The organism is Sphingomonas sp. R86520, assembly GCF_042466285.1.
GTDB lineage: Bacteria > Pseudomonadota > Alphaproteobacteria > Sphingomonadales > Sphingomonadaceae > Sphingomonas.
In genome coordinates, this window is sequence record NZ_JAXHBZ010000001.1 from 2,661,730 (window position 1) to 2,679,180 (window position 17,451).

Consider the following 17,451-nt stretch of genomic DNA (forward strand, 5'->3'; position numbering starts at 1 on the left):
TCAGGATCCCGGAGTTGGATGCGGTTGGTACCGTCCCATCCCCGTTCGCCCCGAGCGAAGTCGAAGGGTGTGCCCCAAACGGGGATGCTTCGACTTCGCTCAGCACGAACGGAAGGCGGGTCGCTCAGCTACGTTCGCGATTACCACGATACGGCGGCTTCCGCGCAGGAGCCGGACCGCCGCGCGGTGCCGCACGGTGCAGCGTCGAGCGTGGGCCGCTTGCATTGCTGCGACCTCCGCCGCCGCCGTCATGCCGTGCACCGCTCTCCGGCGCACCCTGCATCGCCTCGATCGCCACGCCGCTCTCTTCCTCGCCAGCCTGCGCCGTACGCTGGATAGCCGCCGAGAAGCGCGACGCCACCGCGCGCGGAATCTCGAACGCCGTCTCGTTCGGGCCGATCCGGATCGCACCGATCTCGGACTTGGTGATGTGCCCGCGACGGCAGATCAGCGGCAGAATCCAGCGCGGATCCGCGTTCTGGCGACGACCGATGTCCATCCGGAACCAGACGGTGTCCTCGAAGCCCGCGCGCGGCCCCTGCGAACGATCGTCGCTCACCGACTGCTTGCTCTGATCGATCAGGTCCTCGGCCTGCGGCATCGTCGAACGGTGCATGTGCACCAGCGCGGCGGCGATATCCTCCGGCGTCTTCTCGGCCATAAGGCGGACGGCGAGTGCGCGATCCTCCTCCTCGACCTCGACCGGCTGCAACAGCATGCCGATCAGCCGCTCGTGGTCGTTCTTGCGGATGTCTTCCGCGGTCGGGGCGTTGACCCACTCCGCGTTGATCTTCGCACCACGGAGCATCATTTCGACACGACGACGGCGTGGGAACGGCACGATCAGGACGGCGGTGCCCTTCTTGCCCGCACGGCCGGTACGACCCGAGCGATGCTGGAGCGTCTCGGCATCGCGCGGCAGCTCGACGTGAACGACGAGGCTCAGCGTCGGCAGATCGATACCGCGTGCAGCAACGTCCGTGGCAACGCAGACACGCGCACGACGGTCGCGCAGAGCCTGAAGCGCCGCGTTACGCTCGTTCTGCGAATGCTCGCCCGACAGCGCCACGGCGGCAAAGCCACGCTCGACCAAGCTGGCATGCAGATGGCGCACATTGTCACGCGTCGCGCAGAACAGCATCGCCGTCTCCGCCTCGTGGAAGCGCAGCAGGTTGATCACCGCATGCTCGATTTCGGACGGCGAGACCGTGACGGCCTGGTACGAGATATCGCCATGACCGCGATCCTCGCCGACGGTCGAAATCCGCAGGGCGTCCTTCTGGTAACGCTTGGCAAGCGCGACGATCGGCCGCGGCATCGTCGCCGAGAACAGCAGCGTGCGGCGCGATTCAGGCGACGCGTCGAGGATCTGCTCGAGGTCCTCGCGGAAACCCATGTCGAGCATCTCGTCGGCCTCGTCGAGCACCGCGACCTTCAGAGCCGACAAGTCGAGCGCGCCACGCTCGAGGTGATCGCGCAGACGGCCCGGCGTACCGACGACGATATGCGCGCCATGTGCGAGCGAACGACGCTCCTTCGAGGCGTCCATCCCGCCGACGCAGGTCGAGATGCGCGCACCGGCCTTGGCGTAGAGCCACATAAGCTCGCGGCTGACCTGGAGTGCGAGTTCGCGAGTCGGCGCGATGCAGAGGACGAGCGGCTTGTGCGGTGCTGGCAGGCGCTGGACGCCGTCCTCACCCGGTTCGCCGAGCAGTTCGCCGGCCATTGCCAGGCCGAACGCAACGGTCTTGCCCGAGCCGGTCTGCGCGGACACGATCAGGTCGCGACCAATCGCATTGTCCTCGATCACGTGGCTCTGGACGGGGGTAAGCGCGGTATACCCACGCGCGGCGAGCGCTTCGGAAAGAAGCGACGGAATATTTGTAAAAGGCATGTACGTCCTAATTGGTGGCCGGCTTACGCAACGGCAAGGCACTGGCAAGGTTGTCCCTACAGGACTTGACCCGCGGCCCACCCGCTCGCCCATGCCCATTGGAAGTTGTAGCCGCCGAGCCACCCTGTGACATCGACCGCTTCGCCGACTGCATACAGCATTGGTACGCGTTTGGCTTGCATTGTTTGCGAGGAGAGTTCCGCAGTGCTGATTCCGCCCGCGGTGACCTCGGCCTTGGCATAGCCTTCCGATCCATTTGGCGTGAATTGCCAATGGCTTAGCGCACGTTCAGCGTCCTGGAGCTTGCGATCGGTGAGCGCCGAGATTTCACTCGTCATGCCCAATCGCTCGCTCAAAGTCTCCGCGAGTCGGTCAGGAAGCGTGCCGCCGATCAGCTTTCGGAGGGTTGCGCGCGGCGTGGTACGCTTGGCGGCGGGCAGCCAGCCGGACTCGCGATCGGGCAGGAAATCGATGCCGACGGGCTGACCGTTGCGCCAGTAAGACGACACCTGGAGGATGGCGGGCCCGGACAGACCGCGGTGCGTGAACAGCGCCGCTTCGCGAAACGCGGTCTTGCCGGCGGTCGCAACGACTTCAGCGGCGACTCCCGACAGTTCGCGGAACAGCGTCTCGTCGCCGCCGAGCGTGAGCGGGACGAGTGCGGGGCGTGGCTCGACGATCTTCAATCCGAACTGGCGTGCGAGGTCATAGGCGAACCCAGTCGCGCCCATCTTCGGGATCGATGGCCCACCGGTGGCGATGACGAGCGCCGGTGCAGTGACAGTGCGGCCGTCGAGCGAGACACGGTAGCGGCCGTCTGCGTGATCCACGCCGGTGACAGCGCGTCCGAGCGACAGGTCGACCCGCCCCTTGTCGCATTCGTCGAGCAGCATATCGACGATCTGCCGCGCCGAGCCGTCGCAGAAGAGTTGCCCGAGCGTCTTCTCGTGCCACGCGATGCCGTAGGATTCGACGAGCGCGAGAAAATCCTGCGCGGTGTACCGGCCAAGCGCGGACTTGGCGAAGTGCGGGTTGGCGGAGATGTAGCGGTCCGCGGCGGTGTGGACGTTGGTGAAATTGCACCGCCCCCCGCCGGAGATCAGGATCTTCTTGCCCACCTGGTCGGCGTGATCGACGAGCAGGATCTTCCGCCCGCGCTGGCCGGCGACGGCAGCGCACATGAGGCCGGCGGCGCCTGCCCCGAGGATTATCGCGTCGTATTCGGACAAGTGTCGCTCCGTGCGGCCCAGGTCAGCAGCCACCAATTAGAATGTTTCCCCGCGAAGGCGGGGACCCAGACTGGGCTCCCGCCTTCGCGGGAGAACAAGAAGGGGGGGCCGCTGTAGCGCGTTCGGGATCAGCCACATAGATAATGATCTACTGTTGTATAGCCTTCCAACACCCCGGAGAGGCACCTCCCCGGCGGAGGCCGGGGCCCAGTTGGGAGACGCCAGTTACGTAAGTTTCGCCTTGTTACAGCAACCTTTCCAACTGGGCCCCGGCCTTCGCCGGGGTGGTGGCAACGGAGATGGTGACGTGTGGAAGAGCCACAGTCTCCGATGGCGCCGTTGAACATGGCGGAGCGCCAGCCCCCTTCTACTCCCTCTCCCCTCCGGGGAGAGGGCCGGGGTGAGGGGCAGCCAAGCAGTGCACCACCCGGAACAGCCCCTCACCCAACCCTCTCCCCGCAGGGGAGAGGGCTCTTCTTTCACCTTACCGCAGCTTCGCAATATTCAGCGAGTCCTCCTTCGCCCGAACCTTCACCGACTCCTCGCTCCGCGTCAGCGCCTTGGCGATCGCCTTCAGCGCCATGCCCTTTTTGGCAAGCGTGTGCAGCTTCTGGATTTCGTCCTGGGTCCACGCCTGGCGATGCCGTTCGAATTTCGCCTCAGCCATCACTCGATCTCCAGAATTTCGATCGCGTCGGCCTTACCCGCAAACGCAACCGTCTCGCCCACCGCAGCCCCCATCAGCGCGCGCGCCAAGGGTGCCGAAAACGCCAGCAGATCCGCCCCCGGCTCGGCCTCGTCGCCACCGACGATCGAAATCACCCGCTCCGCCCCGTTCATTCGCACCCGAACGCGCGAGCCGATCCCGACCTCGTCCTCTTCGGGCGAAGGCGCAATTTCGGCAGTCGTCTGCCGCGTGTGCCAATAGCGCAAATCGCGAAGAAGCACCTTCCGCGCCTCCTCGTCGGTCTCCGTCGCAACCGCAACCTCGATCGCTACGACCCGCTCGTCGATCAGCTGCAGCCCCCGCGCCGTGACCAGATTAGGGCCCGGCGCGATCGGCTGTTCGAACTTCGGCTCGAGATGTTCCTCGTCACTCTCGCGACGAAACGCGACGCTCATGCCCCGACTTCGAACATAAGGCTTACTTCAGGCACGCGACGATGCCGGCGATCGCCGCCAGCGTCCCGTCGACATTCTTCACCTTGACGACGTCCAGTCCAAGCTGCTCCGCGGGATAGTCGTTCCCGCCCGGGAAGATCGCGTCGCCGATGAACATCATCTTGTCGAGTGCGATTCCGCTCGCGTCGCTGAGCTTCTTCAGGCCATACGCCTTGTCGACACCCTCGCGGGTGATGTCGATCGAGGTCGCGCCGCCCATGTTGATCGACAGACCCGGCAGGCGTGTCTGCAGATCGGCCTGGATAACCTTGCGCTTGGCAAAGTCGGGATCCCAGCGGTGCTTGGCGTCGATCGGCGCTTCCTGGCCGAGCGCGGAGAACGTGATCTGGCTGCCACGATCCTCAATCCGCTCGCCCCAGGTCTTCTCCGGAACGAAGCCCGTCGCTTCCAGCGCCTCGTCGAACGCCTTCAGGATCTTCTGCTTCTCGTCCTCCTCGAACAGCTCGGCATACACCGCACGCCATTCGTCATCGAACCGGTACAGCTTCGTGCCCGTCGTCGGCATCAGCCACAGCTTCGTGCGATCCGCCCGCTCGGGCAACCGCGACGCGACCTGCTTTTCGAACTGCGGCCAGTCGCCGCCCGAGATCACCGCGACGTGCGCGACGTCGAGCAGGTTCGCCAGCGCCTCGCCCATCGGCTCCTGCAAGGGCTGCTTGCTTTCGGCCAGGGTTCCGTCGAGGTCGAAGGCAACGAGGTCTTTCATGCGGGCACTCCGGTGAGGATGAATGTGTCGATCGCGTGAGCGACGCCATCGGCATCGTTCGCGCTGGTGATCTCGTGCGCGACGTCGCGAACGGCTTGCGGTGCGTTGCCCATCGCGATCGCCAGCTTGGCGCGCTTGAGCATCGCGATGTCGTTGGCCTGGTCGCCGATCGCTGCGGTTTCGGTCAACGAGATCCCGAACGCGTCCGCCAGTTCCTCGATCCCGCTGCCCTTGTTGCCGGCCACCGGCGTGATGTCGAGATAATAGGTTTGCGACTGGACGATCGTTGCCTGCGTATCGAACTTTGCCGCGACCTTCGCGTGCAGGTCGCGCAACAAATCCTCGTCGTCGCTGACGAACGTGACCTTGTCCGCCTTGGCGAGCAGAGCGGTGAAGTCGGAGACGATCACGGGGTCCTGCGCCGAGGCCTTGCGCTCGCTGCCGACATGCCCGCCCTGATCGGTGCTGGCATACCAAATGTCGTCCGCGAAGAACCACGTATCCACGGCTGCATCGCCGACGATCTCCATCGCGCCGCGCACGACATCGACGTCGATCATGTGATGCTCGATCACGGTACCGTCGCGCTTGAACACGATCCCACCATTGAACGCACCCATAGGCTCGTCGATGCCCAGCAATTCCGCGATCGGCATCATCCCCGAGCGCGGCCGCGCGCTGATGATCGTGAAGCCGAGGCCAGCCGCCTTAAGCCGCTTGACTGCATCCACGGTAGCGGGCGCGACCTTTTTGTCCTTGTCGACGAGCGTGCCGTCTACATCAGAAACCAGGAGCTTGATCGCGCCGCTTGCTGCACCACTCACTGGGGCATCTCGACGTGACCGCCAAAGCCGAAGCGCATCGCCGACAACAGCTTGTCACCGAACGTGTGCTCGACGCGGCTGCGATAGCGGGCGTAGAGCGCGGCACTCAGCACGTTGGCCGGCACCTTCTCCTCCATCGCCGCGTCGATCGTCCACTGGCCCTCGCCCGAGTCCGCGACGCTGCCGCTATAGCCTTCCAGCGTGCCGTCATTCGCCAGCGCGATCGCCGACAGGTCGAGCAGCCAGGACGAGATCACGCTGCCGCGACGCCACACTTCGGCGACGTCGGTCAGGTTGATGTCGAAACGCTCTTCCTCGACGACATGCTCGCCGGACTTGCCCTTGAGGATGTCGAAGCCCTCGGCATAAGCCTGCATCAGGCCGTATTCGATGCCGTTATGGACCATCTTGACGAAGTGCCCGGCGCCCGATGGGCCTGCGTGGATATAGCCTTTCTCGGCGCGCGGATCGGCCTGTCCCTCGACGCGGCCCGGCGTGCGGACGATCGTTCCCATGCCCGGCGCCAGCGTCTCGAAGATCGGATCGAGCAGGTCGACCGTTTCCTTGTCGCCGCCGATCATCATGCAATAGCCGCGCTCCAAGCCCCACACGCCGCCCGACGTGCCGACGTCGACATAGTGAATGCCCTTCTCGGCCAGTTCCTTCGCGCGGCGGACGTCGTCCTTGTAGAAGCTATTGCCGCCGTCGATGATGATGTCGCCTTCATTGGACTTCGCGGCGATCGCCTGAACGGTGCTCTCAGTCGGCTCGCCAGCCGGGACCATCACCCACCAGATCGCCGGGGTGTCGAGCTTCTCGCGCATGTCGTCGAGCGAGTCCGCACCGATCGCGCCATCGGCGGCGAGCTTCTTCACGGCGTCGGCATCGCGGTCGAACGCGACGATCTCGTGGCCATTCTTCATCAACCGGCGCGCGATGTTGCCGCCCATCCGGCCGAGGCCGATCAGTCCGATCTTCATGGGGAATTCCTTGCTTACCCCCTCTCCCCGCCGGGGAGAGGGTTGGGGTGAGGGGCAGTTGGGGAGGGTAGCGCTCGCGGCTTCCCTCACCCCGGCCCTCTCCCCGAAAGGGAGAGGGCACAGAAGTTTACGCCGTCGCGGGCTGCTTCTTCGCGATCGAGCCGAGCAGGTCGTCGAACGCCTTCACGAACGAGGCGACGCCCTCCTCGACCAGCTTGCCAGTCACGCCATTGAGATCGAGGCCGAGCCGCTCGGCTTCGGCCAGCGTGCGCTTGGCGCCCTCGACATCCTGCGTGATCGTCTCCGCCGCGGTGCCGTGGTCGCGGAACGCGTCCATCGTCTTGGGCGGCATCGTATTGACGGTGTCCTTGCCGATCAGCGTGTCGATATACAGCGTATCGGGGTAGCTCGGATCCTTCACACCGGTCGACGCCCACAGCAGCCGCTGCGGCTGCGCACCCTTGGCGGCAAGCGCCTGCCAGCGATCCGACTTGAGGAAGTCGAGATACCATTGATACGCCATCTTCGCGTTGGCGATCGCGACCTTGCCGCGGACCGCCTTCAGCGCCTCGGCCTCGGCATCGCCCTTCTCAAGACGCGCATCGATCTCCTTGTCGATCGATGAGTCGATCCGGCTGACGAAGAAGCTGGCCACGCTGGCGATCTTGTCGATCGGCTGCCCCTGCTTGACGCGCTCTTCCAGACCCGCCGCATAAGCCTCGGCAACGCGAATGTACGCGTCGAGCGCAAACAGCAGCGTGACGTTGACGTTGATCCCGCTCGCGATCGTCGAAGAGATCGCCGGACCGCCCGCGAGCGTCCCCGGGATCTTGATCATCAGGTTCGGCCGGTCGACCATCCCCCACAGCTTCTTCGCCTCAGCGATCGTTGCGTCGGTATCGTCCGAAATGTACGGCGACACCTCCAGGCTGACATATCCGTCCTTCGCGTCGAGCTTGTCGTAGACCGGCTTCAACGTCTCTGCAGCCGCCTTGATGTCCTGGATCGCCAGATGCTCGTAGCGGTCGATCGTCGCCGCGCCGGTATGCTGCTTGTCGTACTCGGCCAGCGTCGCGTCGTAAGCATTGCCGTGACCCATCGCCTTTTCGAAGATCGACGGGTTCGACGTGACGCCGGTCAGGCCGTCCTCGTCGACCAGCTTCTGGAGACCACCGGCCTCCAGGAACTTCCGGTCGACGAAATCTAGCCATACCGCCTGGCCAAAGCCTTCGAGATCGTTGAGCGCACCCATCACTTGGTCTCCATCACTTGGCGGGCGACCTTGACGACATTGTCGACGGTGAACCCGAACTTGTCCTGCAGCTTGGCGAGCGGTGCCGAAGCCCCGAAGGTCGACATCGTCACGGTCGCGCCATCGAGGCCGACATAGCGGTCCCAACCGATCGACCCGGCCATCTCGACCGCAACGCGCGCGCGCACTTCACGTGGCAACACGCTTTCCTTGTACGCGGCGTCCTGCAGTTCGTAACGATACCAGCTCGGCATCGACACGACCCGGCTCTTCACGCCGTCCGCAGTCAGCTTTTCGTGCGCCTCGACGACCAGCGACACTTCGCTGCCGGTCGCGATCAGGATCACGTCGGGCGTGCCGTCGCTATCGGCGAGGACATAGCCGCCCTTCTCGAGCCCATCGGCGCTCGCGTACTTGGTCCGGTCGAGCGTCGGCAAAGCCTGGCGCGACATGATCAGCGCGGCTGGAGTGCTGGCGTCCTTCAGAACCGCCTTCCACGCCGCGACGACTTCGTTCGCGTCGCTCGGACGGATCGTGTCGAGACCGGGAATCGCGCGCAACGTGGCGAGATGCTCGATCGGCTGGTGCGTCGGGCCGTCCTCGCCGACACCGATCGAATCGTGCGTGAACACCCAGATCGCGCCGACCTCCATGATCGCGGACAGGCGCACCGGCGCGCGCATGTAGTCCGCGAACACCAGGAAAGTGGAGCCGTACGAACGCAGATGCGACAGCGCCATGCCGTTGACGATCGCGCCCATGCCGTGTTCGCGGATGCCGAAGTGGAAGTTCCGGCCGGCGTAATTCTCCGCCTCGAACGAGGGCTGACCCTTGATATCGGTCTTGGTCGACGGCGCGAGATCGGCCGAACCACCGATCAGCCACGGCACCTTGCCCGCGATCGCGTTGAGCACCTTGCCGCCCGAATCGCGACTGGCAACGCCCTTAGCATCCGCCTCGAAGGTCGGAATGTCGGCATCCCAGCCCTCGGGCAGTTCGTCCTTGAGCAACAGGTCGAGCTCGGCGGACAGCTCGGGATAGGCACCGCGATACTTGTCGGTCAGCTCGACCCACTCGTCGCGCAGCTTGGCGCCACGCTCGGCGATCGCACCGTTGAAATGCTCGATCACGCCGTCCGGCACGTAGAACGACTTGTCCTCGGGCCAGCCATACGCCTGCTTGGTAAGGCGGATATTCTCCTCGCCGAGCGGCTCGCCGTGCGCCTTCTCACTGCCCGCCTTGGGGCTTCCGTAGCCGATCACCGAATGCACGACGATGAAGGTCGGCTTGTCGGTGGTCGCCTTGAACGTCTCGATCGCGCGGCTCAGCGCGGCGGTGTCGTTCGCATCGTCGATGTGGATAACGTTCCAGCCATAGGCGTCGAAGCGCAGGCCGACATCCTCGTCGAACGCGAGATCGGTCGCGCCCTCGATCGAGATGTGGTTGCTGTCGTAGATCCAGCACAAATTGCTGAGCTTGAGGTGCCCGGCAAGGCTCGCGGCCTCGGCCGAAACGCCCTCCATCATGTCGCCGTCGCCACAGATCGTGTAGACGTCATGGTCGAACAGCGTGAAGCCGTCCTTGTTGTAGCGCGCCGCGAGCCAGCGCTCCGCGATCGCCATACCGACCGAATTGCCGCAACCCTGGCCGAGCGGACCCGTGGTGGTCTCTACACCGGTGGTGTGGCGGTATTCGGGGTGGCCCGGGGTCTTGGACGACAGCTGGCGGAACTGCTCGATGTCCGCGAGGCTGACAGCCTCCTTGCCGGTCTTGTTACCCTCGGCGTCAATCTCCTCGATCTTGGCGAGGTGGATCAGCGAATAGAGCAGCATCGACGCATGCCCGACCGACAGCACGAAGCGGTCGCGGTTGGGCCAGTCGGCGTGCTTGGGATCATAGCGCAGAAATTTCGACCAGAGCGTGTAGCCGACCGGCGCCAGCGCCATCGGCGTGCCGGGGTGACCGGAATTGGCCTTCTGCACCGCGTCCATCGACAACGTGCGAATGGTATCGATCGCGAGGCGTTCGGGCGAACCGTCCTCGTGCAGGTTCGGGTCCGCCTTGGTGGCAGGGGCGGTTGCGGTATCGGACATGAAGGTAAAGCCTCGCTCTAGACTGTGACCGAACGCCGCGCATCCGATCTGGTTGCCAAGATAGGAAGCCTTTAGGCCGATGCACCCGCCCGTTCCAGTCGCGTAACGATGCCGTCCGTAGCAATATACGCGGCCGCGACCTCGTCGAGGAACAGCCCGTGGCCGAGAATGCCAGGGATCGCGGCGAGCATGGCGGCGGTGGCGCGAGGGTCTTCGAGTGCGTGGAAGTGACAGTCGATTACGAGATTGTCCTGATCCGTCCGATAGTTGCAACGAATCTCCGGCGCGGCGCCCAAGCCGGCAAGCACGCGCATCACATAGCTCCCGGCGAACGGCAGCACTTCGATGGGCAGCTTGGCGGCACCGATCTGCTCAACGCGCTTTGACCGATCGGCGATCACGATCATCCGTGCCGATGACGCGGCGACGACCTTCTCCCGCAACATCGCGCCCCCTGCCCCCTTGATCGCGAAGCACCGCGAGTCGATCTCGTCCGCGCCGTCGATCGTCAGGTCGACGCGAGCGATGTCGGCGAAGTCGAGCACCTCGATCCCGACGTCCCGCGCGAGCACGCCGCTTGCGTCGGAGGTGACCACCGCACGGATTTGCAGCCCCGCGGCAACACGCTCGCCAAGCGCCCGGATCGCGAACGCCGCGGTCGACCCGGTGCCGAGGCCGACCAGCATCCGGTCCTGCACTTCGGCCACCGCTGCAACAGCCGCCGCCCGCTTGTCGTCATCGATCGAAACCATCGGCCCACCCCATCCGTCATGCCGGGCTCGTTCCGGCGTCCACGCTTCAACACATTCGAGAAGGTTTAGTTTGCGGGACTCGCGAGCGAAGCAACACCTTGCGGAGGCCGAAGACGTGCATCGGGTGAGGTGCTCCCTGTCCAGTTCTCCCGCGAAGGCGGGAGCCCAGTCTGGGTCTCAGCCTTCGCGTGGGAACAATCTCGGACACGCCAACCAAGTGACCGACCGGATGCCGCTCACCCGCAATCATCCAGGTTACTCTATCCAACGCTATTTTTCCCGTCCGCTTTTCAACTGACACACTTCTGGTACATCCCCGTGGTTTAGGCCTGCCCACACCTGTTCGCGAGCGGATACCAGACTTGATAGCCACACGATTCACTGCGCGACGGTGCGCCCTCCTCATGGCGCCTGCTCTGGTCGCTCTTGCCGGCTGCTCAGGCGGCGACGACAAGGCGCAAGGGAAGGGCAAGGCTGGTCAGCCCGGCCAAGGCACGCCGACCGTCGGCTATGTCGTCGTCCAGCCCTCCAGCGTCGCAATGACCACCGAACTCAGCGGGCGCACCACCGCGTTCGAGAGTTCGGACGTGCGGCCCCAGGTGACCGGCATCATTCGCCGCCGCTTCTTCACCGAAGGGTCGCTCGTCCAGAAGGGTCAACCGCTCTACGAGATAGACCAGCGCCTCTATCGCGCCGCGACCAACGAGGCGCAGGCGAACCTGCAAAGTGCGCAGGCCAACCAGCAGGCGCAGAAAGTGCTCGCCGATCGCTACAAGCCGCTCGCCGAGATGGAAGCGATCAGCAAGCAGGATTACACCAACGCGATCGCCACCTCGCGCCAAGCGACGGCCTCGGTCGCGCAGACCCGCGCCGCGCTGGAAACCGCACGAATCAACCTGAAGTTCACCACCGTTCCCGCGCCGATCACCGGCCGCATCGGGCGCTCGCTGTTCACCGTCGGCGCGCTCGTGTCCGCGACGCAGACCGATCCACTGGCGCAGATCCAGCGGCTCGACCCGATGTTCGTCGACATCCAGCAATCCTCGGGCGACCTGCTCGCGCTCAGGCGTTCGCTCGGTCAGAACGGCATCGTCCCGACCCGCGCCGAAGTCCGCCTCACGTTGGAAGACGGCAGCGACTATGGTGCCACTGGCTCGGTCGAGTTCGCCGAGGCGCTCGTCAACACCGAGACCGGCACCGTGACGCTGCGCGCGCGCTTTCCCAATGCGCAGGGTCTGCTGCTGCCCGGCATGTTCGTCCAGGCGAAGTTCGCGCAGTCGATCAACCAGCGCGCGTTCCTGGTGCCCCAAGCCGGCCTCGCCCGCGACGCAAAGGGTAACGCCACGGTCTATGTTATCGAGGCGAACAACAAGGCGGTACAGAAGACCGTCAAGGCCGACCGTACGCAGGGCGCCTTCTGGGTGGTCACCAGCGGGCTCAACGCCGGCGACAAGGTCGTCACGCAGGGCCTGTCGAAGATCGCTCCGAACCAGAGCGTGAAGCCAGTGCCCGAAAACGCCGCGCAACGCATTGAAGCGCCCAAGAACGATTCCTCGGGTGGCCAGTCCAGCCAAAAGAAGGCCGGCTAAGCCCTTATGTTATCCCGTGTCTTCATCGATCGCCCGATCTTCGCCTGGGTGCTTGCGATCATCGTGATGCTTGGCGGAATCGCCGCGATCATGAGCCTGCCGATCGCGCAGTACCCCGACGTCGCGCCTCCGCAGGTGACCGTTCGCGCGACCTTCCCCGGGGCCAACGCGCAGACCATCCAGAACAGCGTCACGCAGGTCGTCGAGCAATCGCTGACCGGCATCGACGGGCTGATTTATTTCAGTTCGTCGTCCAGTTCGCGGGGGTCGGTGACTATAACGGTGACTTTCGAGAAGGGCACCGATCCCGACATCGCGCAGGTCCAGGTGCAGAACCAGGTCCAGCAGACGCTGTCCCGCCTCCCCACGCAGGTGCAGCAGCAGGGCCTCGTGGTGCGCAAGTCGAACCCGGACAACCTCCTGATCGTCGGCGTCTATGACGAGACCGACAAGCTGACCAACCAGGACGTCTCCGACTATCTCGTCTCGAACCTGCAAGACCCGCTCGGCCGTATTCCCGGGATCGGCGACAGCAACGTGTTCGGCGCGCAGTACGCGATGCGGATCTGGCTGAACCCGAACAAGCTCGCCAGCTACCAGTTGATCCCGAGCGACGTCACGACCGCGATCCAGTCGCAGAACACCGAAGTCGCCGCCGGCGAGCTCGGCGGCCAGCCGCAGCCCGACACGCAGATGCTCAACGCGACCGTCACCGCACAGTCGCGCCTGCAGACGCCCGAGCAGTTCGCCAACATCATCCTGAAGACCACCAACGACGGCGCGACGGTCAAGCTGCGCGACGTCGCCCGGATCGAGCTGGGTGCCGAGAACTACAACGCCCGCAGCCGCGTCAACGCGCATCCCGGCGCCGGTATCGCCGTGCTGCTCGCGCCTGGCGCCGACGCGCTGAAGACCGCCGAACTGGTCAAGGCGTTCGTCGCGCAGTCCGCCAAGAGCTTCCCGCCCGGTCTGAAGTTCGCCTACGCCAACGATACGACGGACTTCATCAAGCTGTCGATCGACGAGGTCGTGAAGACGCTGATCGAAGCCGTCATCCTCGTCGTCATCGTCATGTTCGTGTTCCTGCAGAGCTGGCGCGCGACGCTGATCCCGACGATCGCCGTCCCGGTCGTGCTGCTCGGCACGTTCGGCGTGTTCTATCTCGCGGGCTTCTCGATCAACACGTTGACGCTGTTCGGGCTCGTGCTCGCGATCGGTCTTCTCGTCGACGACGCGATCGTCGTGGTCGAGAACGTCGAGCGCCTGATGGAGGAAAATCCCGAGATGACGCCTCGGGAGGCGACGATCGAGTCGATGAACGAGATCACCGTCGCGCTGGTCGCGATCGCGCTGGTGCTGTCGGCGGTGTTCCTGCCGATGGCGTTCTTCGGCGGCTCGACCGGCGTGATCTACCGCCAGTTCTCGCTGACGATGGTGTCGGCGATGGTCCTGTCGGTGCTGGTCGCGCTGATCCTCAGCCCTGCGCTTACCGCGACGCTGCTGAAGCAGAAGAAAAAGGACGCCGACGGCAACCCCGAGCAGAGCTGGGGCGAGCGCAAGTTCCCGGCGGTGACGCATTTCTTCCGCAACGCCGGGGACAAGTTCAACACGACCTTCGACAAGGGCATCCGGAAATACTCGGGCGCGGTGCAGTCGGTGATCGACCGCAAATGGCTGTTCCTGCTGATCTACGTAGCGATCGTCGCGTTGCTCGCGGTGATGTTCCTGCGCCTGCCGACCGGCTTCCTGCCGACCGAGGACCAGGGCACCGGGATCGTCCAGTTCCAGCTTCCCGCCGGCGCCACGCAAGGCCGTACCTTCGCGCTGCAAAAGCAGATCGAGCAATATTACTACAAGAACGAGAAGGCGAACGTCGGCACGATGTTCACCGTCAGCGGCGGCGGTGGTGGCGGCGCGAGTGGCCAGAACACGGGGCAAGGCTTCGTCGCGTTCGCACCCTGGGACGACCGCAAGGGCAAGGAGAACACTGCCGACGCGATCACCAAGCGGGCGTCTCAGGCGTTCGCGGGCTTCCGTGATGCGCAGGTCTATTCGCTCGTCCCGCCGGCCGTGCGTGGTCTCGGCTCGTCGAACGGCTTTACGATGGAGCTGCAGAATACCGGCAGCCTGACCCAGGTCGAGTTCAACGCCGCTCGCGACAAGCTGCTCGCGCTCGCCCGTGCCGACTCGTCGCTGACGTCGATCCGCCTGACCGAACTGCCCGACGTCGCCACGCTGCGCGTCGACGCCGACCAACAGAAATTGTCGACGCTCGGACTGACCCAGGCAAACGTGAACTCGACGCTGTCGACCGCGTGGGGCGGCAGTTACGTCAACGACTTCATCGACCGCGGCCGCGTGAAGCGCGTCTATGTCCAGGGCGACGCCCAGTTCCGCGCCTCACCGTCCGACCTGAGCCAGTGGTTCGTGCGCGGCTCGAACGGGCAGATGGCGCCGTTCTCGTCGTTCGCCAAGACCAGCTGGGGCCAGGCGCCGACGACACTGTCACGCTTCAACGGTATCGCCTCGTACGAGATCCAGGGTGCCGGCGCGACCGGGGTCAGCTCGGGCGATGCGATGGCCAAGATCGCCGAGCTTGCCGGCCAGATTCCCGGCACCTCGGTAGCCTGGTCGGGCCTGTCCTATCAGGAGCGCCTGTCTTCGGGCCAGGCGCCGGTCCTGTACGGGCTGTCGCTGTTGGTCGTGTTCCTGTGCCTTGCCGCCTTGTACGAGAGCTGGTCGATCCCGATCGCCGTGCTGCTCGTGATTCCGCTCGGCCTGGTCGGCGCGATCCTCGCGGTCACGCTGCGCGGCCTGATCAACGACGTGTATCTCCAGATCGGCCTGCTCACGACGATGGGGCTGGCGGCGAAGAACGCGATCCTGATGATCGAGTTCGCCGAGCAGGAGGAGAAGAAGGGCAAGCGCGTCATCGAGGCGGCCCTGTCCGCAGCGAAGATCCGACTGCGGCCGATCCTGATGACCTCGTTCGCGTTCATCCTCGGCGTGCTCCCGCTGGCGCTCTCCACCGGCGCCGGCGCGAACAGCCGCATCGCGATCGGCACCGCGGTGGTCGGCGGCATGCTGACCGCGACGATCCTGGCGATCTTCTACATCCCGCTGTTCTTCGTCCTCGTTCGCCGCGGCGCCCGCGACGGCATCGCCAAGCTGCGCGGCAGGCCGACCGGCCATCAGGGTGGCCATCACGACCAAGCCGACGGCGATCACGACGAACCGCAGGGTCCACCCGAACAACAGGGCCCACCTGAACAACAGGGCCCTCACCGGCCGGAGCCCGCATGATGCGCTCGCTAGTCCTGATCCTCGCCGCCTCGACCGCCCTTGCCGGCTGCTCGCTGGCCCCGAAATACGCGCGGACCGAACTCCCTACCCCGCCGTCATGGCCGGTCGGCGACGCCTATCTTCGCCAGTCCGAGGCGGCGTTGCCAGCGTTCACCTACCGCGACGTGTTCAAGGATCCGCGTCTCCAGCAGATCATCGTCCAGGCACTGGCCAACAACCGCGACCTGCGCGTCGCCGCCGCCAACATCGCCGCCGCCCGCGCGCAATACCGCATCCAGCGCGGCGACCTGTTCCCGCAGATCGACGGCAGCGGCCGCTACACCTATTCGGGCGGCGGCAATGGCGCGAGCAGCACCGCGACCAGTGGCACGGGTAGCGGCACGGGCACTGGCGCAGGCACAGGCACGGGAACCGGCACGGGGACAGGAACCGGCACGGGCACCGGCGGCACCGGGACGGGTACCGGGACCGGAACGGGGACCACCGGATCGGTCATCAGCACGTCCAGCTCGCACAGCGCCTTCTCGGTCGACCTCGGCACGACCGCGTTCGAGCTCGACCTGTTCGGCCGCATCCGCTCGCTGACCGGCGCCGCGCTCGATCGCTATTTCGAGACCGAGGCGGCCGCGCGCACGACCCGCCTGACGTTGGTCGGCGACATCGCCGATGCCTGGCTCACCTACGCGTCGGACCGGAGCCTGCTCAAAATCGCGCAGGACACCGTCGCGAGTTCGCAGCGCAGCGTCACGCTCACCGACGCACGCCTCAAGGGCGGCGTCGCACCACGCACCGATCTCCGCCAGGCCCAGCAGATCCTGTTCACGGCACAGAGCGATCTCGCCGCGCAGAAGACCGCGCTCGCGCAGGATATCAACGCGTTGCAGCTCCTCGTCGGCGCACCGGTGAATACCGCCCTGCTCCCTGCCTCGATCGAGCAGGCGCTACCGACCGTCGCCACGTTGCCAGCCGGGCTCGACAGCAGCATCCTGCTGCGCCGCCCCGACGTCGTGCAGGCCGAATATGAACTGCGCGCCACCAATGCGGAGATCGGCGCGGCGCGCGCGGAACTGTTCCCGAAGATTTCGCTGACCGGCATCCTCGGCTTCGCCAGCAGCGCGCTGTCGTCGCTGTTCGCGGGCGGCGCGTTCAACTATTCGGTCGCGCCGTCGATCAGCTACCCGATCTTCCGTGCAGGGGCCGGCGTCGCCAACGTCGCCTATACCAAGGCGCAGCGTGACGCTGCGCTGGCGACCTACGAGAAATCGATCCAGACTGCGTTCCAGGAAACCGCCGACGCATTGGCACGCCAGGGCACGATCGCGGATCAGCTTCAGGCCAACGTCAATTTCGCGGCGGCGGCGCAGGACACGTTCCGGCTGTCCGACGCGCGGTATCGCGGCGGTATCGACACGTTCCTGAACTCGCTCGATGCGCAACGTTCGCTCTACACCGCGCAACGCAACCTGGTCGCGACGCAGCTGGTCGGCGCGAGCAACCGCGTGACGCTGTACCGCGTGCTGGGCGGGGACTCGACGTTGGAAGCGACCGCCAATGGTCCGCAGCCGGTGACGGCGAGCGGGGCGCCGCGACCAGAAGGCAGCTAAGCTCCGGTCAGCCGAGCCCGTCGACATGACCCTCGGCCATCTA

At 65.4% G+C, this 17,451-nt stretch carries 13 protein-coding genes; 3 read left to right on the plus strand and 10 right to left on the minus strand.

What is annotated here, in order from left to right; genetic code table 11:
* Positions 1–124: 124 nt before the first annotated feature.
* The 10 genes from SJY41_RS12115 to rpiA all read right to left on the minus strand — a co-directional run bounded on the left by SJY41_RS12115 (position 125) and on the right by rpiA (position 10,912).
* Positions 125–1,894 (minus strand): DEAD/DEAH box helicase, encoded by a 1,770-nt coding sequence (locus tag SJY41_RS12115; RefSeq protein ID WP_380782017.1) that lies wholly within the window; start codon positions 1,892–1,894, stop codon positions 125–127.
* Positions 1,895–1,950: 56 nt separating this feature from the next.
* Complete coding sequence (locus SJY41_RS12120) at positions 1,951–3,123, minus strand: NAD(P)/FAD-dependent oxidoreductase (RefSeq protein WP_380782018.1); 1,173 nt, start codon at positions 3,121–3,123, stop codon at positions 1,951–1,953.
* A gap of 484 nt (positions 3,124–3,607) precedes the next feature.
* Positions 3,608–3,790 (minus strand): hypothetical protein, encoded by a 183-nt coding sequence (locus tag SJY41_RS12125; RefSeq protein ID WP_055881387.1) that lies wholly within the window; start codon positions 3,788–3,790, stop codon positions 3,608–3,610.
* Positions 3,790–4,245, minus strand: a complete 456-nt coding sequence (locus tag SJY41_RS12130) for a GreA/GreB family elongation factor (RefSeq protein WP_380782020.1) — start codon at positions 4,243–4,245, stop codon at positions 3,790–3,792. Before SJY41_RS12130 ends, SJY41_RS12125 begins: the two co-directional genes overlap by 1 nt.
* Positions 4,246–4,267: 22 nt before the next feature.
* The gene (locus SJY41_RS12135) at positions 4,268–5,011 is read right to left on the minus strand and encodes an HAD-IIB family hydrolase (RefSeq protein WP_380782022.1); all 744 of its coding nucleotides are present in this window, start codon (positions 5,009–5,011) and stop codon (positions 4,268–4,270) included.
* Positions 5,008–5,835, minus strand: coding sequence for a Cof-type HAD-IIB family hydrolase (locus SJY41_RS12140; RefSeq protein WP_380782024.1), 828 nt, complete (start codon positions 5,833–5,835; stop codon positions 5,008–5,010). Before SJY41_RS12140 ends, SJY41_RS12135 begins: the two co-directional genes overlap by 4 nt.
* Positions 5,832–6,815 carry a phosphogluconate dehydrogenase (NAD(+)-dependent, decarboxylating) gene (gene gnd, locus SJY41_RS12145; RefSeq protein ID WP_380782026.1) on the minus strand — a complete coding sequence of 328 codons (984 nt, stop codon included), beginning with the start codon at positions 6,813–6,815 and terminating at the stop codon, positions 5,832–5,834. Before gnd ends, SJY41_RS12140 begins: the two co-directional genes overlap by 4 nt.
* A gap of 127 nt (positions 6,816–6,942) precedes the next feature.
* Entirely contained in the window at positions 6,943–8,067 is a 1,125-nt protein-coding gene (gene tal / locus SJY41_RS12150; protein ID WP_380782028.1) for a transaldolase, read from the minus strand.
* On the minus strand, positions 8,067–10,160 hold the full coding sequence (tkt, locus tag SJY41_RS12155) for a transketolase (protein ID WP_380782030.1): 2,094 nt from the start codon (positions 10,158–10,160) through the stop codon (positions 8,067–8,069). The genes tal and tkt overlap by 1 nt, the downstream gene beginning before the upstream one ends.
* 71 nt (positions 10,161–10,231) lie before the next feature.
* Positions 10,232–10,912, minus strand: coding sequence for a ribose-5-phosphate isomerase RpiA (gene rpiA, locus SJY41_RS12160; protein WP_380782032.1), 681 nt, complete (start codon positions 10,910–10,912; stop codon positions 10,232–10,234).
* A gap of 404 nt (positions 10,913–11,316) precedes the next feature.
* Between rpiA and SJY41_RS12165 the strand changes: the two genes are divergently transcribed.
* The 3 genes from SJY41_RS12165 to SJY41_RS12175 are packed head-to-tail and all read left to right on the plus strand — an operon-like array spanning position 11,317 to position 17,408.
* A complete protein-coding gene (locus tag SJY41_RS12165; RefSeq protein ID WP_380782034.1) occupies positions 11,317–12,501 on the plus strand; it encodes an efflux RND transporter periplasmic adaptor subunit in 1,185 nt (394 codons plus the stop codon).
* 6 nt (positions 12,502–12,507) lie between these two features.
* Positions 12,508–15,804: a multidrug efflux RND transporter permease subunit gene (locus tag SJY41_RS12170; RefSeq protein WP_380782036.1), complete on the plus strand. Its 3,297-nt coding sequence runs from the start codon at positions 12,508–12,510 to the stop codon at positions 15,802–15,804.
* Complete coding sequence (locus SJY41_RS12175; RefSeq protein ID WP_380782037.1) at positions 15,801–17,408, plus strand: efflux transporter outer membrane subunit; 1,608 nt, start codon at positions 15,801–15,803, stop codon at positions 17,406–17,408. Before SJY41_RS12170 ends, SJY41_RS12175 begins: the two co-directional genes overlap by 4 nt.
* The last annotated feature ends 43 nt before the right edge of the window (positions 17,409–17,451 follow it).